This is a genomic window from Streptomyces sp. NPDC005576, assembly GCF_042871745.1.
GTDB lineage: Bacteria > Actinomycetota > Actinomycetes > Streptomycetales > Streptomycetaceae > Streptomyces.
Genome location: NZ_JBIAJC010000003.1, coordinates 139,354 through 166,058, shown reverse-complemented (window position 1 = coordinate 166,058; position 26,705 = coordinate 139,354). Strand labels below are relative to the sequence as shown.

The following is a 26,705-nucleotide window of genomic DNA, read 5'->3' as shown; positions in this document are numbered from 1 at the left end:
GGCGTGTCCTGTCCAGGAAGCCCGTCGGGCCGCATTCCGATTGTGGTGATCTTAAGTAGGGCCCGGGCCGCCGATGACATCGCCCTGCTTGTCGGCCGGAACTGTGGCGATCATGGCTGGATCACGCGGTGCAGGTGACCCGATATCCCTAACACTCGGCAGCCCAAGATTGCCGTCCCGTCCCGGGTTGTCTCAGTGAGCAACGATCGAGACGAAGCGTACGGATTCGGACAACACGGCAGCCGCAGCCTCCAGGTCGGCCAGACGTGTGGAAAGCGTCGCTTCCGCCAGCCTCGGCGGCAGCGCCTCGGCGAACTTCAGCCCCCGTACGGCCCGCTCATCGACTGCGGGTAGACAGAGCCGCTCGGCTGCACCTTCGATGTGCCTCCTCCAGGACGCGTACGTCACATCCTCCCGCAGTCGGATCCAGTGATCGTTGATGCGCTGGCTCGGCACCGCCACCTCATCGAGTGTGGCAGCCAGTGTGGCGTTCGCCCGGTGCCCCGCCCATGTCCACCAGTGGACGCGACCATCGGCATCCCGGATGACGAGCGTGCCTCCTGGATGCACTCGTTGCAGGAAGTCGTCACGGGCTTCACTCAGAGACAGGACAGCTCGCCGGGTGAGCTGGACTGGCGGGTCTACGCCCAGTAGCACATCGCGTACCGCCCGCGATACTTCGAACGATGCGCCCAAGCCGAATCCCGCGCTGCTCCACTTCGCCTTCCCTCCCCCATCCACGGGTTCCACGAAGCAACGCTTTCGCCGCCAGTCGATGTACGTGACCACCCAACTCCGGCCGCCGAGCAGCAGTCGGCGTGGCCCGTCCACGCGCTCGGTGAGCAGACTGGGGTCAGTCCGTCCGATCTCCGACCGGCCGTGCAACACGGTGAACTGCGGAGGTGCGGTGAAGACCGCCGTGAGGTTCATGAAGTGGCGTTGCCCGAAACGTCGTTCTGCTTCGGGGCCGATGAAGATAAATCCCCCGTCGCGGTCCAGGTATCCCTCTTCGACCAGATGCCGTGCGATCGGTTCGGCGGCCTTGCCAAATGGGCCGAGACCGTTCCACCACTCCTGCCACAGATTCTCGCCGACCTGGTGTTCCTGAAGGCGGAGAGCGAGTAGCTGCTGCGCGACAATGTGCCTGGGCTCGGGAGGCGCGATGACGGGTTCTACCCAACCCCGCGACCACTGGAGCAGCAGTCCCGCCGCGTCCAACAGCCCGGATTCGTCCAGTGCCAGGAAGAGGCAGTTCCTCGTGGTGCCCGGCCTGCGGCCGGTGCGGCCCAGCCGCTGGAGGAACGAGGCGACCGAGGACGGGGCGTCGACCTGGATCACCCGGTCCAAGTCGCCCACATCAATGCCGAGTTCCAGAGTGCTGGTCGAGATGATGACGCAATCGCGCTCTTCCGCGAAGGCGGTCTCCGCCCGCTTTCGCTCATCGAGCGAAAGCGAGGCGTGGGACAGGAAGGCCGTGATTCCCTTCGCCCGGAGTTTCTCCCCGAGTTCTTCCACGAGCCTTCGGGACTCGCGAAAGACCAGACGCTTCTCACCCCTGTGGAGCGAGGCGATGACCGTGGCCGCGTTATCGAGGGAACCCACGAAATCGAGCTCGATGTCACCTGACGGCGGGGTGCTGACTGCCCCTTCCGCCGAAGGCCGTGGTCCGGCCAGGTGCGGGGCCACGGCCCGGGCCAGCCGCTTCCCGACGCCCGATCCCTGAAGCCACGTCAGCAAGTCCTCGGGGTTGCCGACCGTCGCCGAGAGTCCGATCCGCTGGAGAGGACGGCCCACCACCCGTTGCATCCGCTCCAGAACCGCCAGGAGGTGCCACCCACGGTCGTCGCCGGCGAAGGCATGCACCTCGTCGACGACTACTGCCCTGAGCCCCGAGAAGAAGGAGGTGCGGTCCACGTTCGCGCTGACCAGCATGGCCTCCAGCGACTCCGGAGTGGTCAACAGGACGTCCGGGCGCGCGGCCAGGATCCGCTTCCTGGCCCCGGCGCTGGTGTCACCGTGCCACAGCGCGGCTGTACGCCCCAGCCAGGACGTGTAGTTCTCCAGCCGCGGCAGCAAGTTGTTGAGGAGCGCCTTGAGCGGACAGACGTAGAGCACCGAGGTGCCGGTCCACCGGTTCTTCGCCATGCGGGAGAGAAGAGGGAAGCATGCCGCCTCCGTCTTCCCTCCCGCCGTCGGCGCCAACAGCAGGGCGTCGTCTCCTGCGAGAACCGGAGCTACCGACTCTTCCTGGAGGGGGCGCAGGCTGCCCCAGCCGAGCGTGTTGACGAGGTGGTGGACGAGTGCCGGGTCCAATTCCCCGAAGACACTCACGGCAGCTCCAGCTCGATGTCGTCCGCGCTTCCCGCCGCAGCGTTGCGTTCTGTTTCGGTGAGTTCGGACGAGACCACGGTGAAAGCGTAGTGCTGCCGTGGGTCGAAGTCCGCGAACTGGTCGACGCGGTCCAGAACGTCGGCGACGAGCTTGCGCAGGAACACCCGCGGTGCGACGCCGACTTTGCCTCCGAACCTGCCGGTGACGGCCACGGCCAAGTCATTGATGTACGCGTCGTCGACACGCTCGCCGACCCGACCGGGATGACGTGCGTCCTCTTTGTACAGGTCTCGCACGGCACGGCCGAGTTCGCCGAGCTGTGGGAGATCGAAGCCTGCCAGGCGCAGCTGGACCGCACGGGGGGAGTCGAAGCGCGGGTCAGTGGTGAAGTCGGTGGCCAGCCGTTGCGCGAGGGGTGCCAGACGCTGAGCGCCCTGTTGGCCGTCGTAGAACGCCGGGGTGCCCGTGATGACGAGGAAGAGTCCAGGGAAGCGTCCCGCGTCGATCTCGTCGAGGAGTTGCCGCAGTGCGTTGAGCCCTTTTTCCCGGACATCGCCTCGCACGCGTTGCACGGTTTCGATCTCATCGAGGACGAGAAGCAGCCCGGGGTGTCCACAGTCGCGCAGCAGCGTGAGGAGTCCCTGAAGGAACCCGAGCGCCGCGAAGTGGTCGAGGTCGCCACACACACCGGCCGTCCGGCGCGCGGAGGCTGCGACGGACTTCTGTCCGCCCAGCCAGGCGATGAGAGCTTCGGCAGTGGCTCCGTCACCGGCCGCGACGGCCCGCCGGTAGCCACGCAACGCTGCGGCGAACGCCGGCGTGGTGCGGGCGACTTCCGCCAGCCGTCGTTCCATCAGCGTGTCGACGGCCTCGGCGAGTCCGGCTTCGTCGTCCTCGTCCACCTGGCCGCCATCGAGGACTTCCTCCTCCAGGGTGTAGAACCACGAATCCACCACCGCTCGCAGCGCACTGGCCTGATGTGTCGCGGTGGTCAGCCGTTCCGTCAGTCTGCGGTAAACCGTCTCCAGACGGTGCAGAGGTGTCTCCGTCTCGGAGATCTGCACCCCGGCCGTGGCGAGGCCCGCCCTCTTGGCACGTTCGGCGAGCCACCGGGCGAAGAAGGTCTTGCCGGAACCGTAGTCGCCACGAATCGCGTGAAAGGCGGCCCCGCCCCGCGCCGCTGTGGCGAGATCATCGTCGACCGCCTCCTCGAAGCGGCCGAGACCGACCGCGAGGAGGTCGAGACCTGCTTGGGGCACCGTTCCGCGCCGGAGCGCGTCGATGACCTCGTGGCGCCGGACCGCGCTGGCGTGAGCCGACGAACTCGTCATCGTGCCTCCCGGTCCGGCAGGAACTGCCCGCGCAGGAGTGTCTCGTCGAGCTTCACCGTGTGACCGCCGTCGATGAATCCGAGGACGGGGTAACCCTCGACGTTCAGCAGCCGCTGGACAGTGGCGACGAAGCCGTCGATGTTGCGCCGTACGCGTCCGCTCGCCGAAATGGCGGCCGCCAACGCTGCCGGGGACATGGTGCCGGCCGCCGCGACCAGTTCGTCGATCACGGCTGCGACGATCTTCGTCTCGCGAGCCTTGCGCACGTACGCCCTCTGCGCCTCGTAGACCTCGCTCGACACCACACGGTCCCCCAGGCCGACCGGTGCGGCCGAAGGTTCTTCCTCGGGCGTCACCATGTCCGCGTCGGTGAACAGTCCCTCGGGCTGCCTCGGAGTCCTGCTCGGCCTGGGTTTCGGAGGCATGCCGACGGTCGGCGAAGCATGCTCCACGACCACCGCCGCCGGGGTGACGGCGGGCCGCCACCAGGGCGGTGCGGCTTGCTCCCGGGGCAGCGGGTCCCAACCCTGCGGGGCCATGTCCGCCGAGCGCACGAGCACCAGCACGGGCACGGTCACTTCCGCCAGCGCCGCACCACCGTGGTAGCCGGCCCTGCGACCCGTGTAGCGGACGTTCTCGCGCCGAGGCATGACGATCGTCCCGTCCCCGTCCAGCACACGGGGGCCGCTGAGGTTCACTTCTCCCTCGCCGGCGTCGGCGCCGGCGCCGGGCCTCCAGGGGCAGCCCCGGCCGGGCCGGCCACCTCGACGGGTCCGCGGCCCGGTTCCCGTTCCAGGACGTGTCCGTGGTCGGACGTCAGGACGACGGGCCGTCCGTAACTGCGGGCCGCGGCCAGCAGTTCGCGCAGGTAGGTGACGTCGTGCAGCGACCACGCGATCCGCTGGCCCTGTTGCCCCGAATCGAGTGCGTCGTCGATCGTGTTGAGGACTACTCCGACCACGGCGTCCGAGGCGAGGGCGAGCAGCAGTTCCGGGGCGAGAAAGTGCCCGGCCGCTGACATCCCCGAGAACCAGCTGCTGCGCACCGCCTGCGAACGACTGCTCCGTCTCCCGGACGGACTGTCCGCAGACATCCGCACCAGGCTGCTACGACTGCGCGTCCGGCTGGCCGACGCCACCCCTCGGACACGGACACGCGGTGCCCCGGTGGCGGCCCACCCGCCTCAATGTCCGGTACCAACCCGCCCTGCGCCTGGCCGAGCTGGTGCTCCGAAGCGCTTCGGTGGAACACCTGCCGGGCGGCGTCACCGTCAGTGGATTCCTCTTCCACATGCCGAAGGTGTTCGAAGACTTCGTCACCGTGGCACTGCGGGAGGCGCTGGCCGACGCGGACGGATACTGCAGGCTCCAGGCTGGCCATCACCTCGACGAGCAGGACAGCATCCGCATCGTCCCCGACCTCGTGCACTACACCAGCAACGGCACACCCGTCGGGGTCGCCGATGCCAAGTACAAGGCCGAGAAACAGGGCGGGTTCCCCGAAGCCGACCTGTACCAGATGCTTGCGTACTGCACAGCTCTCGGCCTCCCCGTAGGACACCTCACCTACGCCAAGGGCAACGCCCCGCGCGTAACCCTCCAGGTCCGGCATGCGGGCATCACCATTCATCAGCATGCACTCGATCTGAATCAGCAGCCCACGAGTCTCCTCGCGGAGGTCCGGTAGCTGGCCAGAGCCCTTGTAGCGCCCACGCGCGGGGAAGCGAAAAGGGTCCCGGCACCCCGTTGAATCCCCGACCCGGGCGTTGACCTTGATCTTGAACAAAAGAGACAGTGGAGGAGAAGTTGGCTGCCGAAGTGGGTCACCCGATGGTGATGCCCCTCCTGCGGGCGTCATTGCCCGCTTCATGACAGGCGGGGAAACAGCGGCCCGACTCTGACGGCGCCTCGCTGCGTCGACACTTCGGAACCCTGAGTCCGTTTCCGCTCGCGCGGAAACAGACCCAGAATTCCGGATCTCTGTGGACGGCTGCACCGAGCTCTCCGCGAGCGGAGGTGTGGCTCGACGGCCTTGCCCGACCACCGCCCCCGACGGGCACTGCTCAGGTCAACGAACCGGCGAACGGTGGGGCTTCCGGCGGCACGTGGCGATCAGATCTCAAGTAGTACACACTGCCGGAACCGCAGGTCAGTCGTCCTCCTTCACCGGCTCCAGGATCGCCACGCACTACACGTGGTGCGTCATCGAAAAGACGTCACCGATTGCCGATGCGAGAGAAACTGCAGGTCAGATAGGCTTTACCGGCTCTGCAGGCGGGCTTTCAGGGCTCGGAGCGTCAAATGAGCGTCACGGCCGGCGTGTCGTGGAGCCCCCGTCCACGGCGGTGCTCGCCCACCGGCGACCGGACCGGGCCACCCGCGCGCAACACGGCATCGGCAAGCTCGAACAACGCCTCGCAAGCCTGCGGCCGACCGTCAACGGCTCCCGTACTCCTCGACCAGTTCGCCGATCAGAGCGAGGAGCGCGTCGGCCCGGTTCCGGTCCTCACGCTGGTCACGCAGCCTACGGTCCAGCTCCCGCAGGTCGAGCACGGCGGCCGGCTCACGGCGCCGCACCGCGTCCAGCCACGGTGTGGTGACCAGGTCCATGCACACGGTGAACAGAGCCCGGGTCGACGGGGCGGGAGGAGCCGGGTCGGGGGCGGCGAAACCGGTGGTCACGTACCGGACCGGATCGGTCAGGCTCCAGCCGACGACGCCTCCCCCCTGAACGAGGAGTGCCACGTCCGGGGCGATTCCGATGCGCGCCTCCAGCGGCTCGTCAAGGACATCGAGGTCACGCAGACAGGTCAGTGCGGTGTCCTCCGGAGCACGGCAGAGCTCGGTGGTCATCTCCAGGCGGAAGTCCCGTACCTCTTCGGCGCGAAGTCCGCCCGGACGGACGGCGGGCGCGGCGGGAACGCGGGCACAGTCCTCAGTGTCGGCAGCCTCGTGGGGGAGGCGGAACCCGGCACCGACCAGTTCCCGGCTGTCCGGGTCGAACCGGAGCTCGTCGGGGTCGTCCCACAGCCACTCCCGGCTGCCGAAGGTGTCTCCGAGGGACTGTTGCCATTCCTTCACGTCCGCGTACTCCGCGACGCGCACACACTGGTCCCGGAAGTCGAAGCGCGGGGAGATACGCAGGGCGTTGTCCGTCACCATCGCCCTCCAGTCGCCGTCGAGGGTAAGTCTCATGATGAACGCCGCCTCATCGAATCTGTACCGCGGGAGCCATGTAGCCGTTCTTGGCTGGAATCCTGCCTTCCACCACATCGGCGTGGGTAACCGGTCCCCCGGGATCGGTGGGCAAGCCGCCGAGTGCCCTCGCACCGGAATCTCCTCTGATGCCGGAGGGGCCGTATGCCGTGATGGCATTGCCCGCCCCGGCGCCGCCGCCCTCCGTCACCACGATGTCCTCCCCTTGCCGGAAAATCAGCCTTCCGCTGCCCGCCGTCGAGTGGTACACGGCGTCCGGGCTCTTGAGAATCTCCAGGACACGTTCATCGCTGAAACTGTGCATGGTATCCGCGTGGTAGTTTCCGGCCTTCTTCATCCGGCCGCCCTGGGCTCTCTCGACGACCTCGTCCGCGGTCTCTATGGCCTTTTCCCTGGCCTGCTGGGCCTTCTCCTCCTTCGTGTACTTGGGCATCAGGCCCAGCGGGTCCGACGTGGTGCTGGGGTTGTCCACGTAGCCGACGGGGTTCGGGGCGGGGGCGAGGCCGAGGGGGTCGGGGGAGGTGTAGCGGCCGGTCTCCGGGTCGTAGTGCCGGAGGTAGTTGTAGTGGGGGCCGGTCTCGGGGTCGTAGTACTGGCCCGGGAAGCGGAGAGGGGTATAGGTGCTGCCGTCGCGGGCCCATGCCGTGGCGCCCCACAGCGTGGCTCGGGAGCGCCAGGCGATGTCGCCGGATTCGTCGATCAGTTCGGTGGGGTGCCGATGAGGTCGGTGGCGATGGCGAAGAAGCGGCGGTCGATCTCGTTCTGCCGGTCGTCGGCGGTGAGGATGCGCTCGGTCTGGGCCAGAGGGGTGTGGCCGCGGTGGTCCCAGGTCAGGGCGACCGTGTTCAGCTGGTCGGGTCCGTGGCTGGTCTGTTCGCACAGGGTCAGGCCGTCCCAGGTGAACCGGACCTCCTCGACCACGCTCTCGCCGTCGTCCGCCATTCGCTGCTTCGCGGTGCGTCGGCCCAGCGGGTCGTAGCGGTACCTCCAGCGGGTCCCGTCGGGGGTGGTCACGGAGGTGAGGCGGTTCTCCGTGTCCCATGTGTAGCGCCAGATGTCGGGCTTGCGGGAGAGACGGGTTTTCCGACGCAGGATCACCCGGCCGAGGGCGTCGTGCTCGAAGCGCACATCGCCGGCCCGGGTGACGGTGGTGCCGATGTAGTTGCGTGGCCCGGTGGCTTCATGGCCGGGGTGGCCGGACGGCCAGGACGCCGAGGTCTGGTTGCCGGCGTCGTCGTAGGCGTACCGCTCCGTCCAGCCTTTGGCGTGGACGGCGGTGACCCGGCCAGCCCGGTCCAGGTCGAAGGTGCGAGTGCCCGTCAGCCGGTCAGCGGCGGAGGTCGGCTGACCGTCGGCGCGGTAGGAGTAGGCGCGGCTGTTGACGGTACGCCCTGACGCGGTGACCTGCTGCTCGGCCAGCCTTCCGGCCGTGTCCCAGGCAGAGGTCACGGTGACCCCGTCGCTGAAGACGCGGGCGAGTTCCCGGCCGGCCGCGTCGTGCGTGAAGTCGATCCGCCGATCGCCGCTGGTCAGGCGGTTGGGCATTCCGTCGGCGCCGTAGGCGTACGTGGTGGGGCGGCCGTCGACGAGTTCCGTCTTCGTGAGCCCGCGCCGGTCGTACTGGTACCGAAGTTCGCTGTCCGGTCCAGCGGCCTCCAGGAGACGTCCGGCAAGGTCGTGGCCGTAGGTCGTCACACGACCGTCGACGTCCTTGCTGATCACTTGGCCCAGTTGGTCACGCTCGAACGAGATGGTCCCGCCGAGCGCGTCAGTACGGACGGCGAGCCGTCCCGCCGCGTCCACCTCGTAGCTGGGTGTGCGGCCGTCGAAGTCGGTCTCGGAGAGGACGTTTCCGGCTGCGTCGTGGCGGTTCCGTCGCCCCCCGGTTCGCTGCCGGACGGCGCGGTGAAGGAGAGGCACAGACAACGTTTCTGCTGGTCAGCGCAGCATAATCTCCGTACTGCCAGCAGGCGAAGAACCTGCTGGCACTCTGCGCAGGCGGCTGAGTGGGATCGCTCAGCACCACGAAATTCCCGGCGCCTTGCCACACCCGCGCAGTCAGGAGGCCGCCTGATCAGCGGGGCAACGCGCCTGATGACCCATCAGAACGAGCGTCAAGACACCGCCGCGAGCGTCATTTCAGCGTCAAGATATCGCCCGTAACGCCCACACCGCACATCACGCACACCACCCAAACCCGCAGGTCAGGCGCCCTTCGCGACCGGCTCCAGAATCGCCACGCACTCCACGTGGTGCGTCATCGGGAACAGGTCGAACGCCCGCAGGGTCCGCACCTTGTAACCGCCCTCCCGGAAGTACGCGATGTCCCGCGCGAGGGCCGCCGGGTCGCAGGCGACGTAGGCGATCTTGCGGGCGCCGAGGCCCGAGAGGTGCTTGACGACCTGCTTGCCGGCGCCGGCGCGGGGCGGGTCGAGGACGATGAGGTCGCACTCGGTGATGCCGGTGCGGGGCAGGATCTGGTCGACCTTGCCGTGCTCGATGCGGACCCGGTCGAGGTCCTTCAGGTTGTGGCGGGCGTCCTCGACGGCGCGCTTGCCGGACTCGATGCCGAGCACCGCGCCCTTCTCGCCGATGCGCTGGCCGATGGCGCCGGCGAAGAGGCCGACGCCGCAGTAGAGGTCGAGGGCGGTGTCGCTCTTGCGGGGCAGGAGGCCCTGCATGACGGCGCGGACGAGGGTGTTCGCGGCCTGCGGGTGGACCTGCCAGAAGCCGCCGGAGCCGACGCGGTAGGTGCGGTCGTCGGCGACCTCGCGGACGAAGGCACGGCCGTGGACGCGGTGGACGCCGCCGTCGTGCTCCTCGACGCGCAGGACGGAGACCGGCTTGTCGAGCTCGACCAGGGGCAGCCTGCCGCCGGGCTTCGGGGTGAGGACGACCTGGCGGTCGTGGGAACCGGTGGCGGAGATGGCCTCGACGCCGGCCAGCGTGGGCCAGGTGCGCTTCTCGACGCCCAGCTCGGTGACACCGGGGGCGGCGATCATGCAGTGGTCGATCGGCTGGACATCGTGGGAGCGGTGCTTGCGCAGGCCCGCGCGGCCCTCGTCGTCGACGGCGTACTGGACGCGGGTGCGCCAGGCGGGCACCTCGCCGGGGGGCAGCTTGTCGCCCTCGGCGGGCATGACGGTGCCGTCCCAGCCGGCCTCTTCCGGCGTGAGGCCCGCGAGGCGCTGGAGCTGCTCGGCGATGACCTCGCCCTTGAGCCGGCGCTGGGCGCCCGGCTTGGCGTGCTGCCAGTCGCAGCCGCCGCACATGCCGGGACCGGCGTACGGGCAGGGCGCCGGCACGCGGTCCTTGGACGGCTCGATGACGGTGACGGCGTCGGCGCGCAGGAAGCGGGAGTCGGTGTCGCCGTCGGTGACGCGGGCGATGATCTTCTCGCCCGGCAGCGTGTGGCGCACGAAGAGCACGCGGCCCGCGTCCGTACGGGCGATGCAGTGGCCTCCGTGCGCGACGGGGCCGACCTCGACCTCGTACTCCTCCCCGACCAGCGACAACGTGGATTCGTTCTGCATGAGGGGAGGCTCCAGTGATCGGGGAGGGCAAAGAGAGGGCCGGAGGTCGCGGACGGTACTCCCGCGGCCATAGCCGGACGGCGGTCCGACGCACGCGGCCGGACAACAGCCCACCAGTCTACGTGGGTGTCGTCCGGCCGTTCACCACCGAAGGGCAGGCGGGCGACGCGCGGGCAGGAAGCCCGCCCGCGTCGCCCGTCCTCACGGCTTCTTCGCGGGCTCCTTCGAGCGGCGCTCGACCGGTCCGCGCCGGACGGAGCCGGGGGCGGTCCACTCGGCGCGCCTGCGGGCCCGCTTCTTCGCGACCTCGGAGGACTCCAGCTGGTACGGCACCGAGGTGACCATGACCCCCGGGGTGAAGAGGAGGCGCCCCTTCAGCCGGAGCGCGCTCTGGTTGTGCAGCAGGTGCTCGTACCAGTGCCCGACGACGTACTCGGGGATGTACACACTCACCACGTCGCGCGGGCTCTCCCGACGCAGCCCCTTGACGTACTCGATGACCGGGCGGGTCACCTCGCGGTACGGGGAGTCGAGGATCTTCAGCGGGACGTTGATGCCGTGTCGCTCCCAGTCCTCGCGCAGCGCCTTGGTCTCCTCCGCGTCGACGCTGATGGAGAGCGCCTCCAACTGGTCCGTGCGGATCAGCTTGGCGTAGGCGAGGGCGCGCAGGGTGGGGCGGTGGAGCTTGGAGACCAGGACGATGGCGTGGACGCGCGAGGGCCGGACGGTTTCGTCGGACGGGGTCTCGTCGGCGGCGATCTCGCGGGCGACGCGGTCGTAGTGCTTGCGGATCGCGGTCATCGTTCCGTAGAAGATCACCATGCCGAGCAGCGCGACCCAGGCGCCGTGGGTGAACTTGGTGGCGAGGACGACGACCAGCACCAGGCCGGTGAAGAAGGCGCCGAAGGTGTTGATGGCGCGCGAGCGGACCATGTGGCGGCGCTTGGCCTGGTCCGTCTCGGTGCGCAGGTGGCGGTTCCAGTGCCGGACCATGCCGGTCTGGCTCAGGGTGAACGAGACGAAGACGCCGACGATGTAGAGCTGGATCAGGCGGGTGGAGTCCGCGCCGTAGACCCAGACCAGCAGGATGGCCGCGCCGGCGAGCAGCACGATGCCGTTGGAGAAGGCGAGGCGGTCGCCGCGGGTGTGCAGCTGGCGCGGCAGGTAGCGGTCCTGGGCGAGGATCGAGCCGAGCAGCGGGAAGCCGTTGTACGCGGTGTTGGCCGCGAGGAAGAGCACCAGGGCGGTGGCCGCCGCGAGGATGATGAAGAGGAACGAACCGTCCCCGAACACGGCGGCGGCGACCTGCGAGATCACCGGGTCCTGGACGAAGCCGGAGCCGACCGAGGAGCCGTTGTGGAACAGGTCCTTGGCCGGGTTCTCGGCCATCTTCACGTCAGTGACCATGGCGAGCGCGATGATGCCGCAGAACATGGTGACGGCCAGCAGGCCCATCATCGCGAGGGTGGTCGCGGCGTTCTTGCTCTTCGGTTTGCGGAAGGCGGGGACGCCGTTGCTGATCGCCTCGACGCCGGTGAGCGCGGCACAGCCGGAGGAGAAGGCGCGCAGCAGCAGGAAGACGAGGGCGAACCCGGCCAGCCCGCCGTGTTCCGGCTTGATGGTGAAGTCCGCGGTGGGGGCGTGCATGGAGTCGCCGAGGACGAGCCCGCGGAAGGCCCCCCAGAGGATCATGACGAAGACGCCCACGACGAAGAGGTACGTCGGGATGGCGAAGAGCTTCCCCGACTCCTTCACGCCGCGCAGGTTCATCAGTGTCAGCAGCACGATCGCGGCGATCGCGCAGAGGGTCTTGTGCTCCACCACGAAGGGGACCGCGGAGCCGAGGTTCTCCACACCGGAGGCGATCGACACGGCGACGGTGAGGACGTAGTCGACGAGCAGCGCGCTGGCGACGGTGAGTCCGGCCTTGGGGCCCAGGTTGGTGGTGGCGACCTCGTAGTCGCCGCCGCCGCTCGGGTAGGCGTGGACGTTCTGCCGGTACGAGGCGACGACCGTGAACATCAGGACCACGACGGCGACCGCGATCCACGGGCTGAAGTGGTACGCCGACACGCCCGCGATGGAGAGCACCAGGAGGACTTCTCCCGGGGCGTACGCCACCGAGGACAGCGGGTCGGAGGCGAAGACGGGGAGGGCGATGCGCTTGGGGAGGAGTGTTTCTCCCAGCTTGTCGCTGCGCAGCGCCCGTCCGATCAGGATCCGCTTGGGCACGTCGGTCAGTTTGGACACGGGGAGGATCGTAAGCGTTGGCCGGAGGCCCGGCGCCACCCGCTACCCCGTGGCACCCCAATCTCCTGCGATCAGGGGAAAAGCCGCCAGGAACCTTAACGAAATCCTTGCGCTTCGGGGACCCGGGGTGACACGGCGCTTCCCTTCCGCCACGATCGGTCATCGGCGGGGGCGTCGGCCCCCGTCCTCCGCCGGGCTCGTGATGCTCTCCGGTCCCTGCCGCCCTTCCGTCCCTCCTCTCTTTACTCCACCTTTGCCGCCGCTTTCGCTCGTCTTGCACCGGCACGCGCTCCCCCTTTGCCGAGGCGCCCGGCCGAACGCAGACTCGGGTGAGGCGGGCGCGGGGTTGCCGCTTAAGCTCATCCCCGGGCAGCGACGGACGTGGTTGCCCCGTTTCTTTGCCCGGTAAGCCGAGAGAGAGTTGTGAGCACGGTGTTTTCGCAGGTCAGCCGGACGACCAGGACTGCGAGGTAGGCACAGGGTGCATATCGTCATCATGGGCTGCGGGCGAGTCGGAGCCGCTCTCGCGCAGACCTTGGAACAGCAGGGGCACACGGTCGCGGTGATCGATCAGGACCCCACGGCGTTCCGACGCCTCGGTTCCGGGTTCGGTGGCCGCCGCGTCACCGGGGTCGGCTTCGACCAGGACACCCTCCGCGAGGCGGGTATCGAGGAAGCCGGTGCCTTCGCCGCCGTCAGCAGCGGCGACAACTCCAACATCATCGCCGCCCGGGTGGCCCGCGAGATGTTCAGCATCGAGAACGTCGCGGCCCGCATCTACGACCCCCGCCGTGCGGAGGTCTACCAGCGCCTCGGCATCCCCACCGTGGCGACGGTCCGCTGGACGGCGGACCAGATGCTGCGGCGGCTGCTGCCGTCGGGCGCGGAGCCGCTGTGGCGCGACCCGAGCGGTGGTGTGCAGCTCGCCGAGGTGCACACCACCCCCTCGTGGATCGGTCACAAGATCAGCACGCTCCAGGAGGAGACGGGGGTGCGGGTGGCGTTCCTCACCCGACTGGGCGAAGCGATCCTGCCCTCGTCCCAGACGGTGCTGCAGGAGGGTGACCTGGTCCACGTGATGATGCGTACGGACGAGGTCGCGAAGGTCGAGGCGGCCTTCGCCGAGGGCCCCGAGGAAGGCGGTCACTGATGCGCGTGGCGATTGCCGGCGCCGGCGCGGTGGGCCGTTCCATCGCGGCCGAGCTGCTGGAGAACGGGCACGAGGTACTGCTCGTCGACAAGGCCCCCACCGCCATCTCGGTGGAGCGGGTCCCGATGGCCGAGTGGCTGCTCGCGGACGCCTGCGAGATCACCTCGCTGGACGAGGCGGCGCTCCAGCGCTGCAACGTTGTGATCGCGGCGACCGGTGACGACAAGGTCAATCTGGTCGTCTCGCTGCTCGCGAAGACCGAGTACGGGGTGCCGAGGGTCGTGGCCCGCGTCAACAACCCGAAGAACGAGTGGCTCTTCAACGAGTCCTGGGGCGTCGATGTCGCCGTCTCCACGCCGCGTCTGATGTCGGCGCTGGTGGAAGAGGCGGTGAGCGTCGGCGACCTGGTCCGGCTGCTGCGCTTCAGCCACGGTGACGCCAACCTGGTCGAGCTGACCCTCCCCCCGGAGTCGGCCCTGGCCGGTACGCAGGTGGGCGAGGTGGAGTGGCCCGAGGACACCTCCCTGGTCACCATCATCCGCGGCACCCGGGTGCTCACCCCGAGCTCCGAGGAGACGCTGGAGGCCGGCGACGAGCTGCTGTTCGTGGCCGCACAGGCCCGCGAGGAGCAGCTGGAAGACCTGCTGTCGGTGCGCCGGGAGGTACCGGCCGAGGACTGAGCCCCGAGGGTGCCGCGTACGGCAGCCGTACGCGGCAGCCGCACGGGGTGGCTGGACGGGGGCTGCCGTGACCACGGCGGAGAGGGCCGGGACCGAGTGCGTACCCCACTCGGTCCCGGCCCTCTCCGCCGTGGCGAGCAGGTCGTCGAGCGCTCACGCCCCGGGGTCGCTGCTCCCCCGGACGATGAGCCGGTGCGGGATCGTCAGGTCGTGGGCGGGCAGCTCGTTGCGGGGGCTGTAGATCCGGTCGGCCAGGCACTGGAGGGCCCGCGCGGCGATCTGGTGCTTGTCGGGCGAAACCGTGGTGAGGCCGGGGAAGCTGAACCGGCCGTCCTCGATGTCGTCGAATCCCACGATCGCCAAGTCCTCCGGCACCCGTACCCCCCGCGCACGGGCCGTGTGCAGGGCGCCCAGGGCCAGTTCGTCGCTGAACGCGAAGACCGCGTCCGGCAGGGCAGCACCGCCTCCCGCGCCGTCACCGCCTCCCACGCGGTCACCGTCACCGTCGCGGTCACCGTCACCGTCGAGCAGGTCCGCCATGGCGCGGGCTCCGTCGCCGCGGTGCAGGGAGGCCACGGAGCGCTCCCAGGCGGGGCGGGGTTCGATGCCGGCTCGCCGCAGCGCCCGGCGGTAGCCTGCCGCGCGCTGCTCCGCCGTGCCGTTCTCCAGGTGCGGTTGGAGGCCGATGGCGGCGATGCGGCGGCGGCCGCGCTCCAGCAGATGGGTGGTGGCCTCGTCGGCGGCGGCGACGTTGTCCACCGCCACCCGGTCCGCCAGCCCCTCGGTGCTCCGCTCGCCGAGCAGGACGACCGGCAGCGCGTGGGCGGTGGCCGTCAGGTCCCGGGCGCGCAGCGCCCAGGGGCTGATGACGAGCCCGTCCATCACGCGGCCCCCGTCCCCGGTCAGCAGGCGCCGCTCCGCCTCGGCGTCCCCGAGGGTCTGGTCGATGATCACGGTCCACGAGCGGCGGCGGGCCTCGTCCACCAGCAGTCCGGCGAGTTCGGAGAAGTAGGGCGAGCGCAGTTCCGGGATGGCGAGGCCGATGATGCCGGTGCGGCCGGCCCGCAGGCTGCGGGCCGCGAGGTTGGGCCGGTACCCCAGCTCCTCGATCGCCTCCTGCACCCGCAGGCGGGTCTGCTCCGCGACCGGCGCGGAGCCGTTGACCACGTTCGACACCGTGCGCGGGGAAACCCCCGCGCGGAGGGCCACGTCCTTCAGGCTGCTGCTCACCCCCCCATCGTGGCACACGGGCACGCGCACCATTGCCACGTTGCAATCAACGATGTAAAACTACCGGCAGCCCACTCCGCCCAGCCCTCAGGAGGCACCCGTGAGCCGGAACGCCTACCCCCGAACCACCCTGACCGATCTCGACGTCGACGTGACGCCGGACGTGGAGGCCCTCTACACGGACGGCATCACCGCCCGGCGGGGAGCGTTCACCCCGGAGTGGACCGACCGGCTCCGCGAGGACATCGAGGTGGCCTTCCACGAGGCCCTCGGGCGGCCCGGCGGCGCGGTCGGACGCGGCCCGCACCGGTACTACGTGGAGATCCACCCCGAGCAGCTGCGCGGCTTCGTCGAGCTCGTCGAACACCCGTGGGTCCGCTCCGTCTGCGCCGCCGTGCTCGGCCCCGACTACCGCATCGTCGAACTGGGCTTCGACGTGCCGCTCGAGGGCGCGGTCAACCAGCCGTGGCACCGGGACTTCCCCATGCCGGAGGAGACCCGCGCCGAACGACGGCTCACCTCGCTCGCCTTCAACGTGACGGCCGTCGACACCGAGGAGGACATGGGGCCCTTCGAGATAGCGCCGGGTACGCAGTGGGACGACAGCCCGGAGTTCGGCCACGGCATGTTCCCGCCCCGGACGCACTACCCGCGTTACGAGGAGCGGGCCGTACGCAAGTACCCCAGGCGCGGGGACATCTCGGCCCGCAGCGCGCTGACCGTCCACCGCGGCACCACGAACCACTCGGCCAAGCCCCGGCCCGTGCTGGTCCTGGGGGTCGACGGCCCCGAGGCCGCGAACGGCGACCGGCACGACACCGCCGCGACCCGGCCGTACTGGGAGAGCCTGCCCGAGCGGGTGCGGCGGCACCTCGACTGCGCCGTCGTCGACGTGCTGGTGCCCGTGACGCAGAAGCACACCATCGAGGGCCTGGTCATGGGCGACGCCTGAGCGGTCCATGGCCGCCACGCAGCGGCGGCAGGCACGTCATGTGCCTGCCGCCGAGGGGGAAACGCGGAGTGGTGAGGTGGGAAAACGGGGGGAGGCGGGGGGTGGAGCGTCAGGCGTCGTAGTTCCGCGCCGCCGCGGTCTCCGCGGCCCGGGCCTCCCGGGCCTCCGCCTCGCGCTCGGCCGCCCGCTCCGCCTCGCGGTCCTTCTCCGCCTTCTCGGCGGCTTCCATCTCGGCGAAGACGTCGATCGGGGCCGGCGCCTTGGCCAGGAAGACCCAGGTGAGGTAGACGGCGAGCAGGAACGGCGGGATCTTCAGTCCGACGAGCACCCAGCCGAGCTGCGCGGTGTCGGCCCACCAGTAGAGCGGGAAGAGGATCGCGCACTTGGCGAGCAGGATGAGGCCCCAGGCGTAGCTCGCCTTGGCGTAGGCGCGCTTGCGGCCGGGGTTCCTGGTGCGCCAGGAGAGGTTCTCCTTGAAGACCGGGCCGAGGATCAGCCCGATCAGCGGGACGCCCGCCAGGGTGGTGACCAAGTAGGCCAGCGCCAGGCCGAGCGTGTAGAGCATGCCCGGGAGGTAGAAGTCCTTGGCGTTGCCCGTGATCATCGCGAAGACCACACCGAAGGCCACGCCGAAGACGCCGCTGAAGGCGTGCTTGACGGTGTCCCGGCGGACCAGCCGGACGACGACCAGCAGCAGCGAGACCGCCAGGGCGGCGATGGCCGAGACGTGCAGGTTCTTGTTGACGGTGAAGATGGTGACGAAGAGCAGTCCGGGCAGGACGGTCTCCACCATCCCCCGGACCCCGCCGAACGCCTCGAAGAGGGCGGCCTCGGTGACCGCCCGGTTCGTCGCGTCCTGCTGATCCGTGTGCGGGGTACGGTCCCCGTCGTGCGTCGGCTTGTCGTCAGACGACACCGGCTACTCCTTGCCCAGCGGTCGCAACTCGTATGTGGGGTTGAACAGCACCCGGCGCCCGTGGCTCATGGCGACGCGGCCCGAGACGATGAGCCTCCGGCCGGGCTCGATGCCGACGATGGAGCGGCGGCCGAGCCAGACCACGTCCAGCGGCGCGGTGCCGTCGAAGAGCTCCGCTTCCAGAGCGGGCACTCCAGCACGCGGTCGCAGGGTGACGGTCCGCAAGGTACCAGCCACCTTGACGATCTGGCGGTCCGAGCATTCGGAGATGCGGGTACAACCCGACGCGTGCGCGTCCTCCCGGAGCTCCTCGGACTCCAGGTCCTCCTGGGAGCTGGACAGCCGGTCGAGCATGCGGCGGAAGCGCCCGGTGGACCGCTCCGCCTTCCCGGCCCTATCGAATCGAGGAACAGCACTCATACCCGAAGAGTACCGGTCTCGCGAGCCGGTCGCGGGCTCCGGAAAACTCACCCGAACGAGTGCATGGCTATGCCCCCGCGACGGGAGCGCGAAGGGCGTGCGACGGACCCGCGACGGACCTGGGACGACTCAGCCGCGCTCGAAGCGGTAGCCCATTCCCGGCTCGGTGATGAAGTGCCGGGGGTGCGAGGGATCGGCCTCCAGCTTGCGGCGGAGCTGGGCCATGTAGACGCGGAGATAGTTGGTCTCGGTGCCGTAGGAGGGGCCCCAGACCTCCTGGAGGAGCTGCTTCTGGCTGACCAGCCGACCGCTGTTGCGGACCAGGACCTCCAGCAGGTGCCACTCGGTCGGGGTGAGGCGGACGTCACGGCCGTCGCGGTGGACCTTCTTGGCCGCCAGATCGACGGTGAACCCCTCGGTCTCGACGATCACCACGTCGTCGGCGCCGTCCTGGCCGACCGGCTCGGCCCGCCGGACCGAGGCCCGCAGCCGGGCCAGCAGCTCGTCCATGCCGAAGGGCTTGGTCACGTAGTCGTCGGCGCCGGCGTCCAGCGCCTCCACCTTCTCGTCCGAGGTGTGCCGGGCGGAGAGGACCAGGATCGGCACCCGGGTCCAGCCCCGGAGCCCCTTGATGACCTCGACCCCGTCCATGTCGGGCAGCCCGAGGTCCAGCACCACCACGTCGGGGTGGCGGGCGGCGGCGAGCTGGAGGGCGGTGGCCCCGTCGGGCGCCGCGTCGACCTCGTACTTCCGAGCCTTCAGGTTGATCACGAGGGCGCGTACGATCTGCGGCTCGTCGTCGACCACAAGCACCCGGGTCATCGCGGTCCTGCCTTTCTGCTGCTGTACGGGGGAAGGATTCTGCTGCACGCGGATGTCAGGGGTGTGACGGGCCGGTGTGACGGACGGTGCGACGGGCCCCCGGGCTCCACCAGGCCCCCGGGGCTCCACGGAGGCCCCAGGCTCAATAAAGACCCCGGAGCGACGGAGCCACGGCACCGCGTCACGAGGTGACCTGCGGAGACAGGTCCGGGCTGGCGGGTACGTAGCCGGCCGCCGTCTTGAGCGTGAGCACCATGGTCATGCCACCGCCGGGGGTGTCCTCGGCGTCGAGGGTGCCGCCCATCGACTCGGCGAATCCCCGGGCGACGGCGAGGCCGAGGCCGACCCCGGCGCCGCGCGGGGCGTCGCCGTACCGCTGGAAGGGTTCGAAGATCCGCCGCTTGCCCTCGTCCGGGACGCCGGGCCCCCGGTCGGAGACCCTGAGCTCGACGCGGTCGCCGAGCGTGCTGGCGGCCACGACGACGGGCATGCCGTCCGGACTGTACTTGACGGCGTTCTCCACGACGTTGGCCACGGTCCGCTCCAGCAGGCCGGGGTCGACGGCGACCATCGGCAGGATCTCCGGGATGTCGAGTTCGACGCTGCCCTCGGGTACGCCTCCGAGCGCCATCGGGACCACCTCGTCGAGGTCGATCTCCCGGATCAGCGGGGTGACGGTCCCGGTCTGGAGGCGCGACATGTCGAGCAGGTTGCCGACGAGGTGGTCGAGTCGGTCGGCGCCGTCCTCGATGCCTTCGAGGAGTTCCGCCTCGTCCTCCTCGGACCAGGCGACGTCGGCGGAGCGCAGCGAGCTGACGGCGGCCTTGATGGCGGCGAGCGGGGTGCGCAGGTCGTGGCTGACGGCGGCCAGCAGGGCGGTCCGGATGCGGTTGCCCTCGGCGAGCCTGCGGGCCTTCTCTGCCTCGCCGACGAGGCGTCGGCGGTCCAGCACGACGGCCGCCTGGGCGGCGAACGCGCCGAGCACCCGGCGGTCCTCGGCGGGCAGCACCCGGCCGGAGAGCGCGAGCGCCATGTGGTCGCCGACCGGCATGTCCACGTCGGCGTCCTCGGGCCGGGTCACCGGGCTGGGGCCGACCGATCCGGCGCAGGTCCACGGTTCGACGTCGCTCTGCCGTTCGAGCAGCGCGACGGACTCCATGGCAAAGGTTTCCCGGACCCGTTCCAGCAGGGCGTCGAGGGTGGTCTCGCCGCGCAGCACGCTGCCGGCCAGGAAGGAGAGGATCTCCGACTCCGCGCGCAGTCGGGCGGCTTGGTGGGTGCGTCTCGCCGCGAGGTCCACCACGGAGGCGACCGACACGGCGACCGCGAAGAAGATCACGATGGCGACGATGTTCTCCGGGTCCTGCACGGTCAGGGTGTGGGTGGGTGGGGTGAACCAGTAGTTGAGCAGCAGGGACGAGGCGGCCGCTGACGCGAGCGCCGGGAGCAGGCCGCCCAGCAGGGCGGCGGCCACCGTCAGGAAGAGGAAGAGCAGGACGTCGTTGGCGAGCCCGGGGCCGTTCTCCATGCTGCGCAGCAGTACGGAGAGGAGGGCGGGCCCCCCGACGCCGACGAGCCAGCCCCAGATGATCCGGGCCCGGCCGAGCCGGGCGCCCCGGGCGATGGGCAGCCCTCTGCCCTTGGCCACCTCGTCGTGGGTGACGATGTGGACGTCGAGGTCGGGGCTGGACTCGCGGGCGACGGTGGCGCCCACGCCCGGGCCGTAGATGTACTGCCAGGTCTTGCGACGGCTGGAGCCGAGGACGATCTGGGTGGCGTTGACCCCGCGCGCGAAGGCGAGCAGGGCGGCCGGGATGTCGTCGCCGATGACGTGGTGGAAGGTCCCGCCCAGGTCCTCGACGAGGGTCCGCTGGACGGTGAGTTCCTTCGGCGAGGCCGAGGTGAGGCCGTCGCTGCGGGCGATGTAGACGGCGAGGATCTCGCTGCCGGAGCCCTTCGCGGCCATCCGGGAGGCGCGGCGTATGAGGGTGCGGCCCTCGGGTCCGCCGGTGAGTCCCACGACGATGCGCTCGCGGGCCTGCCAGGTGGAGCTGATGTTGTGCTCGCCCCGGTACTGCTGGAGGTACTCGTCCACCCGGTCGGCGACCCAGAGCAGGGCCAGCTCGCGCAGGGCGGTGAGGTTGCCGGGGCGGAAGTAGTGGGAGAGCGCCGCGTCGAGCTTGTCGGACGTGTAGATGTTGCCGTGGGCCATGCGGCGGCGCAGCGCCTGTGGCGACATGTCGACCAGTTCGATCTGGTCGGCGCGGCGGACCACCTCGTCGGGGACGGTCTCACGCTGCCGTACGCCGGTTATCGACTCGACCACGTCGCCGAGCGACTCCAGGTGCTGGATGTTGACGGTCGAGACGACGTCGATGCCGGCCTGGAGGAGTTCCTCGACGTCCTGCCAGCGCTTGGCGTTGCGGGCGCCGGGGACGTTGGTGTGGGCGAGTTCGTCGACGAGGGCGACTGCCGGGGCCCGTTCGAGCACGGCGTCCACGTCCATCTCGGTGAAGACCGCCGAGCGGTACTCGATCTCGCGGCGCCGGACCTGTTCGAGACCGTGGAGCATGACCTCGGTACGCGGACGGTCGTGGTGCTCGACGAAGGCGACGACGCAGTCGGTGCCCCGTTCGATGCGCCGGTGGGCCTCCGAGAGCATGGCGTAGGTCTTGCCGACGCCGGGTGCCGCCCCCAGGTAGATACGAAGCTTGCCGCGTGCCATGGCCCCATTGTCCTTCTTGCCCTGGCTGCGGCCCGTGCGGCAGCCCTGGGCCGTTTCGCCCATCACGACGCTACTCCCGGAGATCCGGGCATTTCGGATGACGGTCGGCCCGGGTGTCCGTTTTGACGGAACTCTGATGCCGCGGCGCCGGTGCCGGACCGGTCGGCCCGGAAGCACCGCTTACGGCCGCGGCGCCGTGTGTCCGCCCGGCCCGGGGAGACGGGCCGGGCGGACACGACACGTGGCGGCTCCGGGACGCCGGTCCCCGGAGCGCCGGCGGGGTCAGCCGGCGTCGACCAGTTCCTTCAGCGCGACGTTCAGCCGGAGGACGTTGACGCGGGGTTCGCCGATGAAGCCGAGGACGCGACCGTCGGTGTTCTCGTCGACGAGCCGGGTCACCCGGTCGACCGGGAGGTGGTTCTCCTTTGCGACACGGCGGATCTGGAGTTCCGCGTACCGGGGGGAGATGTCCGGGTCGAGACCGGAGCCGGAGGAGGTGACGGCGTCGGCCGGCACGTCGTCGGGGTCGACCGGGTGGCCGGGGACGGAGTTGTCCTCGACCACGGCCGCCTTGGCCGCGGTGACCCAGTCGATCAGGTCCTCGTTGTCGCCGGAGCGGTTGGTCGCCCCGGAGAGGATGATCTTGTACTGGGTGTTGACGCTGTTGCTGCCGAGCCCGTTCGACGGGCGGGGCTGGAACCACTTGAGGTCCGGGTCGGCGGTCTCCTGGCCGTCCTTCAGGGGCAGGTCGTAGCGCTGGCCGATCAATTCGGAGCCGACGACCTCGCCGTCGCTGGAGACCTCGGAACCGTTGGCCTTGCCGGGGAAGAGCGCCTGGGCGACACCGGTGACCGCGAGCGGGTAGAGGACGCCGCAGACCAGGGTGAGGACGAGCAGGGCCCTCAGACCGGCCAGCAGCAGCCGGATCGTGTTTCCTACGGAGGTGTTCATGCTGATCAGCCGATTCCGGGGATGAGGGAGATGATCAGGTCGATGATCTTGATGCCGATGAACGGGGCGATCAGCCCGCCGAGGCCGTACACCCCGAGGTTGCGCCGGAGCATGCTGTCCGCACCCGCGGGCCGGTAGCGGACGCCCTTGAGGGCGAGCGGCACCAGCGCGACGATGATCAGCGCGTTGAAGACGACGGCGGAGAGGATCGCGGTCTGCGGGGAGTCGAGCCGCATGATGTTGAGCTTGTCGAGGCCCGGGTAGGCCACCGCGAACATGGCCGGGATGATCGCGAAGTACTTCGCGACGTCGTTGGCGATGGAGAACGTGGTGAGCGCGCCGCGGGTGATGAGCAGCTGCTTGCCGATCGCGACGATCTCGATCAGCTTGGTGGGGTTGGAGTCCAGGTCCACCATGTTCCCGGCCTCCTTGGCGGCCGAGGTGCCCGTGTTCATCGCCACGCCGACATCGGCCTGGGCGAGGGCCGGGGCGTCGTTCGTACCGTCACCGGTCATCGCGACGAGCTTGCCGCCCGCCTGCTCCCGCTTGATGAGCGCCATCTTGTCCTCGGGCGTCGCCTCGGCGAGGAAGTCGTCGACCCCCGCCTCCTCGGCGATCGCCTTGGCGGTCAGCGGGTTGTCCCCGGTGATCATCACCGTCCGGATGCCCATCCGGCGCAGCTCCTCGAACCGCTCCCGCATGCCCTCCTTGACGACGTCCTTGAGGTGGACGACACCCAGGATCCGGGCCCCGTCGGCGTCGTCGACCGCCACCAGCAGCGGGGTGCCGCCGGCCTCGGAGATCCGGTCGGTCAGCGCCTCGGCGTCGTCCGCGACGGTGCCCCCGCGCTCCTTCACCCAGGCCACCACCGAGCCGGTGGCGCCCTTGCGGACGCGGCGCGTGGCGCCGGTCCCGGTGAGGTCCACGCCCGACATGCGGGTCTGCGCGGTGAACTCGACCCAGACGGCGTGCGCCAGCTGGCCGCGGTGGCGCTCGCGCAGCCCGTACCGCTCCTTGGCGAGGACCACGATCGAGCGGCCCTCGGGGGTCTCGTCGGCGAGCGAGGAGAGCTGGGCGGCGTCGGCGAGTTCCGCCTCGGTCACCCCGCCGACCGGGAGGAACTCGGCGGCCTGTCGGTTGCCGAGGGTGATGGTGCCGGTCTTGTCGAGCAGCAGGGTGGAGACGTCGCCCGCGGCCTCGACGGCCCGGCCGGACATGGCGAGGACGTTGCGCTGCACCAGCCGGTCCATACCGGCGATGCCGATCGCGGAGAGCAGCGCGCCGATCGTGGTCGGTATCAGGCAGACGAGGAGCGCGGCCAGCACGATCATCGACTGCTTGTTCCCCGCGTAGATCGCGAAGGGCTGGAGGGTCACGACGGCGAGCAGGAAGACGATCGTGAGCGACGCCAGCAGGATGTTGAGGGCGATCTCGTTGGGCGTCTTCTGCCGGGCGGCGCCCTCGACCAGGTTGATCATCCGGTCGATGAAGGTCTCGCCGGGCTTGGTGGTGATCTTGACGACGATGCGGTCGGAGAGGACCTTCGTCCCACCGGTGACGGCGCTGCGGTCGCCGCCGGACTCGCGGATCACCGGGGCCGACTCGCCCGTGATCGCGGACTCGTCGACCGAGGCCACGCCCTCGACCACGTCGCCGTCGCCCGGGATGACGTCTCCGGCCTCGCAGACGACCAGGTCGCCGATGCGCAGCTCGGTGCCGGGGACGCTCTCCTCGCGCGGGCCGTTCAGCCGGCGGGCGACCGTGTCGGTCTTGGCCTTGCGCAGGGTGTCCGCCTGCGCCTTGCCGCGGCCCTCGGCGACCGCTTCGGCGAGGTTGGCGAAGATCGTCGTCAGCCACAGCCAGCCGGCGATGGCCCAGCCGAACCAGTCGGTGGGGTCGGTGGCCGCGAGGACCGTGGTGAAGACCGAACCGATCAGGACGACGAACATCACCGGGGACGTGACCATCACCCGGGGGTCGAGCTTCCGTACGGCCTGGGGGAAGGAGGTGAGCAGCTGCTTCGGGTCGAAGAATCCTCCGCCGACGCGGGTGGCGGCCGGCGCGGTGCCGGCCGGTCCGTCCGCGTGCGGCGCGGGGGCCTGACTGAGGGTGGACATCGTGTCCTCTTGCGTGGTTCGGGTGGTCATGACGCCAGCCCCTCGGCGAGCGGGCCCAGGGCGAGGGCGGGGAAGTAGGTCAGACCGGTGACGATGAGGATGGCGCCGGCCAGCAGCCCGCTGAAGAGCGGTTTATGGGTGCTGAGGGTGCCGGCGGTCTCCGGTACGGGTTTCTGCTCGGCCAGCGAGCCGGCCAGGGCCAGCACGAAGACCATCGGGACGAACCGGCCGAGGAGCATCGCGAGCCCGATGGTGGTGTTGAACCACTGGGTGTCGGCGTTGAGGCCCGCGAAGGCGGAGCCGTTGTTGTTGGCTCCGGAGGTGTAGGCGTAGAGGATCTCGGAGAAGCCGTGCGCGCCGGTGTTGGTCATGGAGTCGCCCGGGGTGGGCAGTGCCATCGCCACGGCGGTGAAGCCGAGCGCCAGGGCCGGGGTGACGAGGATGTAGCAGGCCGCGAGCTTGATCTCGCGGGTGCCGATCTTCTTGCCGAGGTACTCCGGCGTACGCCCGACCATCAGACCGGCCAGGAAGACCGCGATGACCGCCATGATCAGCATGCCGTAGAGGCCGGAGCCGACTCCGCCGGGCGCGATCTCGCCGAGCTGCATCCCCAGCAGGGTGAGGCCGCCGCCGAAGCCGGTGAACGAGGAGTGGAACGAGTCCACCGCACCGGTGGAGGTGAGGGTGGTGGCGACCGCGAAGATCGAGGAGCCGCCGACGCCGAACCGGTTCTCCTTGCCTTCCATCGCCCCGCCGGCGATGTCGAAGGCGGGGCCGTGGTGGGCGAACTCCGTCCACATCATCAGAGCGGTGAAGCCGATCCAGATGACGGCCATCGTGCCGAGGATCGCGTACCCCTGCTTCAGGGAGCCGACCATCCGCCCGAAGGTGCGGGTGATCGCGAAGGGGATGACGAGGATCAGGAAGACCTCGAAGAGGTTGGTGAAGCCGTCGGGGTTCTCGAAGGGATGGGCGGAGTTGGCGTTGAAGTAACCGCCGCCGTTCGTACCCAGCTCCTTGATGGCCTCCTGCGAGGCGACCGCACCACCGTTCCACTGCTGCGATCCGCCCATGAACTGGCCGACCCCGTGGATGCCGGAGAAGTTCTGGATCGCCCCGCAGGCGACGAGCACCAGCGCGCCGAGCACCGCGACGGGCAGCAGGATGCGGACGGTGCCGCGCACCAGGTCGGCCCAGAAGTTGCCGAGCTCACCGGTGCGGGACCGGGCGAAGCCGCGGACCAGCGCCACCGCGACGGCCATGCCGACGGCGGCGGAGAGGAAGTTCTGCACCGCGAGGCCGCCGGTCTGCACGACGTGGCCCATGGCCTGCTCGCCGTAGTACGACTGCCAGTTGGTGTTGGCGACGAAGGACGCCGCCGTGTTGAACGCCTGGTCCGGGTCGATCGGGACGAAGCCGAGGGAGCCGGGGAGGATGCCCTGCACCCGCTGGAGCAGGTAGAGGAAGAGCAGGCTCACCGCGGAGAAGGCGAGGACGCCGCGCAGGTAGGCGGGCCAGCGCATCCGGGTGCCGGGGTCGGCGCCGATGGCGCGGTACATCCACTTCTCGACGCGGAGGTGCTTGTCGGAGGAGTAGACGCGGGCCATGTGGTCGCCGAGCGGACGGTAGGCCAGGCCCAGCGCGACGATCAGCGCGAGCATCTGGAGCACACCGGCGAGGAGGGGACTCATGTCGGGCTAGAACCTCTCCGGGTACAGAAGGGCGAGGACGAGGTAGCCCAGCAGGGCGACGGCCACGACGAGGCCGACGATGTTCTCGGCAGTCACAGCTTCGCCACCCCCCTGGCGATGAGGGCCACCAGCGCGAAGACCGCGATCGTGGTGACGACGAAGGCCACGTCGGCCATCGTGTGCTCCTAGATGAGGTTCGGTTTCTCGGACCCCCAGAGCAAACCTCCGGCCAGCGCCCTTCCGGCCTGCGTTGATGTCTTCCATACGGGCGCGGGCGTTCCCTTGACGGTGCCCATACGGCGCCGATACGCGCCCCTGACACCGGCCGGACACGGTGCGGGCGACACGAGTGACGCCGGACGGAGGAGCACGTGCACGCGCACCCGCAGCC

Annotated in this window: 20 protein-coding genes and 1 pseudogene; 4 read left to right on the top strand and 17 right to left on the bottom strand. The window is 69.9% G+C overall.

Annotation, left to right across the window (positions count from 1 at the left end; translation table 11 throughout):
- Positions 1 to 192: 192 nt before the first annotated feature.
- From ACFYPN_RS06910 to ACFYPN_RS06895, 4 genes are read right to left on the bottom strand one after another with little or no spacing between them, the layout of a single operon-like run.
- Positions 193 to 2,331 carry a DEAD/DEAH box helicase gene (locus ACFYPN_RS06910; RefSeq protein WP_358759826.1) on the bottom strand — a complete coding sequence of 713 codons (2,139 nt, stop codon included), beginning with the start codon at positions 2,329 to 2,331 and terminating at the stop codon, positions 193 to 195.
- Complete coding sequence (gene brxD, locus ACFYPN_RS06905; RefSeq protein WP_358759828.1) at positions 2,328 to 3,662, bottom strand: BREX system ATP-binding protein BrxD; 1,335 nt, start codon at positions 3,660 to 3,662, stop codon at positions 2,328 to 2,330. The genes ACFYPN_RS06910 and brxD overlap by 4 nt, the downstream gene beginning before the upstream one ends.
- Positions 3,659 to 4,360, bottom strand: coding sequence for a hypothetical protein (locus tag ACFYPN_RS06900; protein ID WP_358759830.1), 702 nt, complete (start codon positions 4,358 to 4,360; stop codon positions 3,659 to 3,661). Before ACFYPN_RS06900 ends, brxD begins: the two co-directional genes overlap by 4 nt.
- The gene (locus ACFYPN_RS06895) at positions 4,357 to 4,683 is read right to left on the bottom strand and encodes a hypothetical protein (RefSeq protein WP_389297085.1); all 327 of its coding nucleotides are present in this window, start codon (positions 4,681 to 4,683) and stop codon (positions 4,357 to 4,359) included. Before ACFYPN_RS06895 ends, ACFYPN_RS06900 begins: the two co-directional genes overlap by 4 nt.
- A 137-nt stretch (positions 4,684 to 4,820) precedes the next feature.
- Here ACFYPN_RS06895 and ACFYPN_RS06890 point away from each other — a divergent pair, with 137 nt between their 5' ends.
- Positions 4,821 to 5,348 (top strand): hypothetical protein, encoded by a 528-nt coding sequence (locus ACFYPN_RS06890; RefSeq protein ID WP_358759834.1) that lies wholly within the window; start codon positions 4,821 to 4,823, stop codon positions 5,346 to 5,348.
- Positions 5,349 to 6,097: 749 nt separating this feature from the next.
- Here the strand turns inward: ACFYPN_RS06890 and ACFYPN_RS06885 are convergent.
- The 4 genes and pseudogenes from ACFYPN_RS06885 to ACFYPN_RS06870 all read right to left on the bottom strand — a co-directional run bounded on the left by ACFYPN_RS06885 (position 6,098) and on the right by ACFYPN_RS06870 (position 12,660).
- A complete protein-coding gene (locus ACFYPN_RS06885) occupies positions 6,098 to 6,856 on the bottom strand; it encodes a hypothetical protein (protein WP_358759836.1) in 759 nt (252 codons plus the stop codon).
- Between the two features lie 13 nt (positions 6,857 to 6,869).
- A pseudogene (locus tag ACFYPN_RS06880) lies at positions 6,870 to 8,743 on the bottom strand (RHS repeat-associated core domain-containing protein); the annotation flags it as partial.
- A gap of 338 nt (positions 8,744 to 9,081) precedes the next feature.
- A complete protein-coding gene (locus ACFYPN_RS06875; RefSeq protein ID WP_358759838.1) occupies positions 9,082 to 10,410 on the bottom strand; it encodes a TRAM domain-containing protein in 1,329 nt (442 codons plus the stop codon).
- Positions 10,411 to 10,611: 201 nt separating this feature from the next.
- A complete protein-coding gene (locus ACFYPN_RS06870; protein WP_358759839.1) occupies positions 10,612 to 12,660 on the bottom strand; it encodes an APC family permease in 2,049 nt (682 codons plus the stop codon).
- Positions 12,661 to 13,141: 481 nt separating this feature from the next.
- On the opposite strand from ACFYPN_RS06870, the gene ACFYPN_RS06865 reads away from it, so the two are divergent.
- Both ACFYPN_RS06865 and ACFYPN_RS06860 read left to right on the top strand, forming a co-directional pair.
- On the top strand, positions 13,142 to 13,810 hold the full coding sequence (locus ACFYPN_RS06865; protein WP_358759841.1) for a TrkA family potassium uptake protein: 669 nt from the start codon (positions 13,142 to 13,144) through the stop codon (positions 13,808 to 13,810).
- Positions 13,810 to 14,490 (top strand): TrkA family potassium uptake protein, encoded by a 681-nt coding sequence (locus ACFYPN_RS06860; RefSeq protein ID WP_358759843.1) that lies wholly within the window; start codon positions 13,810 to 13,812, stop codon positions 14,488 to 14,490. The genes ACFYPN_RS06865 and ACFYPN_RS06860 overlap by 1 nt, the downstream gene beginning before the upstream one ends.
- A gap of 153 nt (positions 14,491 to 14,643) precedes the next feature.
- Here the strand turns inward: ACFYPN_RS06860 and ACFYPN_RS06855 are convergent, their stop codons facing one another.
- Positions 14,644 to 15,720 carry a LacI family DNA-binding transcriptional regulator gene (locus tag ACFYPN_RS06855; RefSeq protein WP_358763290.1) on the bottom strand — a complete coding sequence of 359 codons (1,077 nt, stop codon included), beginning with the start codon at positions 15,718 to 15,720 and terminating at the stop codon, positions 14,644 to 14,646.
- 130 nt (positions 15,721 to 15,850) lie between these two features.
- Here ACFYPN_RS06855 and ACFYPN_RS06850 point away from each other — a divergent pair, with 130 nt between their 5' ends.
- On the top strand, positions 15,851 to 16,672 hold the full coding sequence (locus tag ACFYPN_RS06850; RefSeq protein ID WP_358763297.1) for a phytanoyl-CoA dioxygenase family protein: 822 nt from the start codon (positions 15,851 to 15,853) through the stop codon (positions 16,670 to 16,672).
- 109 nt (positions 16,673 to 16,781) lie between these two features.
- On the opposite strand, the gene ACFYPN_RS06845 is transcribed toward ACFYPN_RS06850, so the two are convergent.
- The 8 genes from ACFYPN_RS06845 to kdpF form a co-directional block, all read right to left on the bottom strand.
- Positions 16,782 to 17,588 carry a DUF3159 domain-containing protein gene (locus ACFYPN_RS06845; RefSeq protein ID WP_358763288.1) on the bottom strand — a complete coding sequence of 269 codons (807 nt, stop codon included), beginning with the start codon at positions 17,586 to 17,588 and terminating at the stop codon, positions 16,782 to 16,784.
- Positions 17,589 to 17,591: 3 nt separating this feature from the next.
- Positions 17,592 to 17,942: an OB-fold nucleic acid binding domain-containing protein gene (locus ACFYPN_RS06840; protein WP_389297316.1), complete on the bottom strand. Its 351-nt coding sequence runs from the start codon at positions 17,940 to 17,942 to the stop codon at positions 17,592 to 17,594.
- 195 nt (positions 17,943 to 18,137) lie between these two features.
- Positions 18,138 to 18,830: a response regulator gene (locus ACFYPN_RS06835; protein ID WP_358763284.1), complete on the bottom strand. Its 693-nt coding sequence runs from the start codon at positions 18,828 to 18,830 to the stop codon at positions 18,138 to 18,140.
- A gap of 181 nt (positions 18,831 to 19,011) precedes the next feature.
- Entirely contained in the window at positions 19,012 to 21,555 is a 2,544-nt protein-coding gene (locus ACFYPN_RS06830) for a DUF4118 domain-containing protein (RefSeq protein WP_358763282.1), read from the bottom strand.
- Between the two features lie 282 nt (positions 21,556 to 21,837).
- Positions 21,838 to 22,506 (bottom strand): potassium-transporting ATPase subunit C, encoded by a 669-nt coding sequence (locus ACFYPN_RS06825; RefSeq protein ID WP_358763280.1) that lies wholly within the window; start codon positions 22,504 to 22,506, stop codon positions 21,838 to 21,840.
- Between the two features lie 5 nt (positions 22,507 to 22,511).
- Positions 22,512 to 24,653 carry a potassium-transporting ATPase subunit KdpB gene (gene kdpB / locus ACFYPN_RS06820; protein ID WP_389297080.1) on the bottom strand — a complete coding sequence of 714 codons (2,142 nt, stop codon included), beginning with the start codon at positions 24,651 to 24,653 and terminating at the stop codon, positions 22,512 to 22,514.
- On the bottom strand, positions 24,650 to 26,314 hold the full coding sequence (gene kdpA, locus ACFYPN_RS06815) for a potassium-transporting ATPase subunit KdpA (RefSeq protein ID WP_358763278.1): 1,665 nt from the start codon (positions 26,312 to 26,314) through the stop codon (positions 24,650 to 24,652). The genes kdpB and kdpA overlap by 4 nt, the downstream gene beginning before the upstream one ends.
- A gap of 6 nt (positions 26,315 to 26,320) precedes the next feature.
- Positions 26,321 to 26,410: a K(+)-transporting ATPase subunit F gene (kdpF, locus tag ACFYPN_RS06810; RefSeq protein WP_078075662.1), complete on the bottom strand. Its 90-nt coding sequence runs from the start codon at positions 26,408 to 26,410 to the stop codon at positions 26,321 to 26,323.
- Positions 26,411 to 26,705: the final 295 nt, after the last annotated feature.

Coding starts and splice junctions, on each gene's coding strand:
- ACFYPN_RS06825 (WP_358763280.1), bottom strand. CDS start 22,506: ATGAACACCTCCGTAGGAAACACGATCCGGCTGCTGCTGGCCGGTCTG.
- ACFYPN_RS06840 (WP_389297316.1), bottom strand. CDS start 17,942: ATGCTCGACCGGCTGTCCAGCTCCCAGGAGGACCTGGAGTCCGAGGAG.
- ACFYPN_RS06830 (WP_358763282.1), bottom strand. CDS start 21,555: ATGGCACGCGGCAAGCTTCGTATCTACCTGGGGGCGGCACCCGGCGTC.
- kdpB (WP_389297080.1), bottom strand. CDS start 24,653: ATGACCACCCGAACCACGCAAGAGGACACGATGTCCACCCTCAGTCAG.
- ACFYPN_RS06860 (WP_358759843.1), top strand. CDS start 13,810: ATGCGCGTGGCGATTGCCGGCGCCGGCGCGGTGGGCCGTTCCATCGCG.
- brxD (WP_358759828.1), bottom strand. CDS start 3,662: ATGACGAGTTCGTCGGCTCACGCCAGCGCGGTCCGGCGCCACGAGGTC.
- ACFYPN_RS06885 (WP_358759836.1), bottom strand. CDS start 6,856: ATGAGACTTACCCTCGACGGCGACTGGAGGGCGATGGTGACGGACAAC.
- ACFYPN_RS06895 (WP_389297085.1), bottom strand. CDS start 4,683: ATGTCAGCGGCCGGGCACTTTCTCGCCCCGGAACTGCTGCTCGCCCTC.
- ACFYPN_RS06875 (WP_358759838.1), bottom strand. CDS start 10,410: ATGCAGAACGAATCCACGTTGTCGCTGGTCGGGGAGGAGTACGAGGTC.
- ACFYPN_RS06835 (WP_358763284.1), bottom strand. CDS start 18,830: ATGACCCGGGTGCTTGTGGTCGACGACGAGCCGCAGATCGTACGCGCC.
- kdpA (WP_358763278.1), bottom strand. CDS start 26,314: ATGAGTCCCCTCCTCGCCGGTGTGCTCCAGATGCTCGCGCTGATCGTC.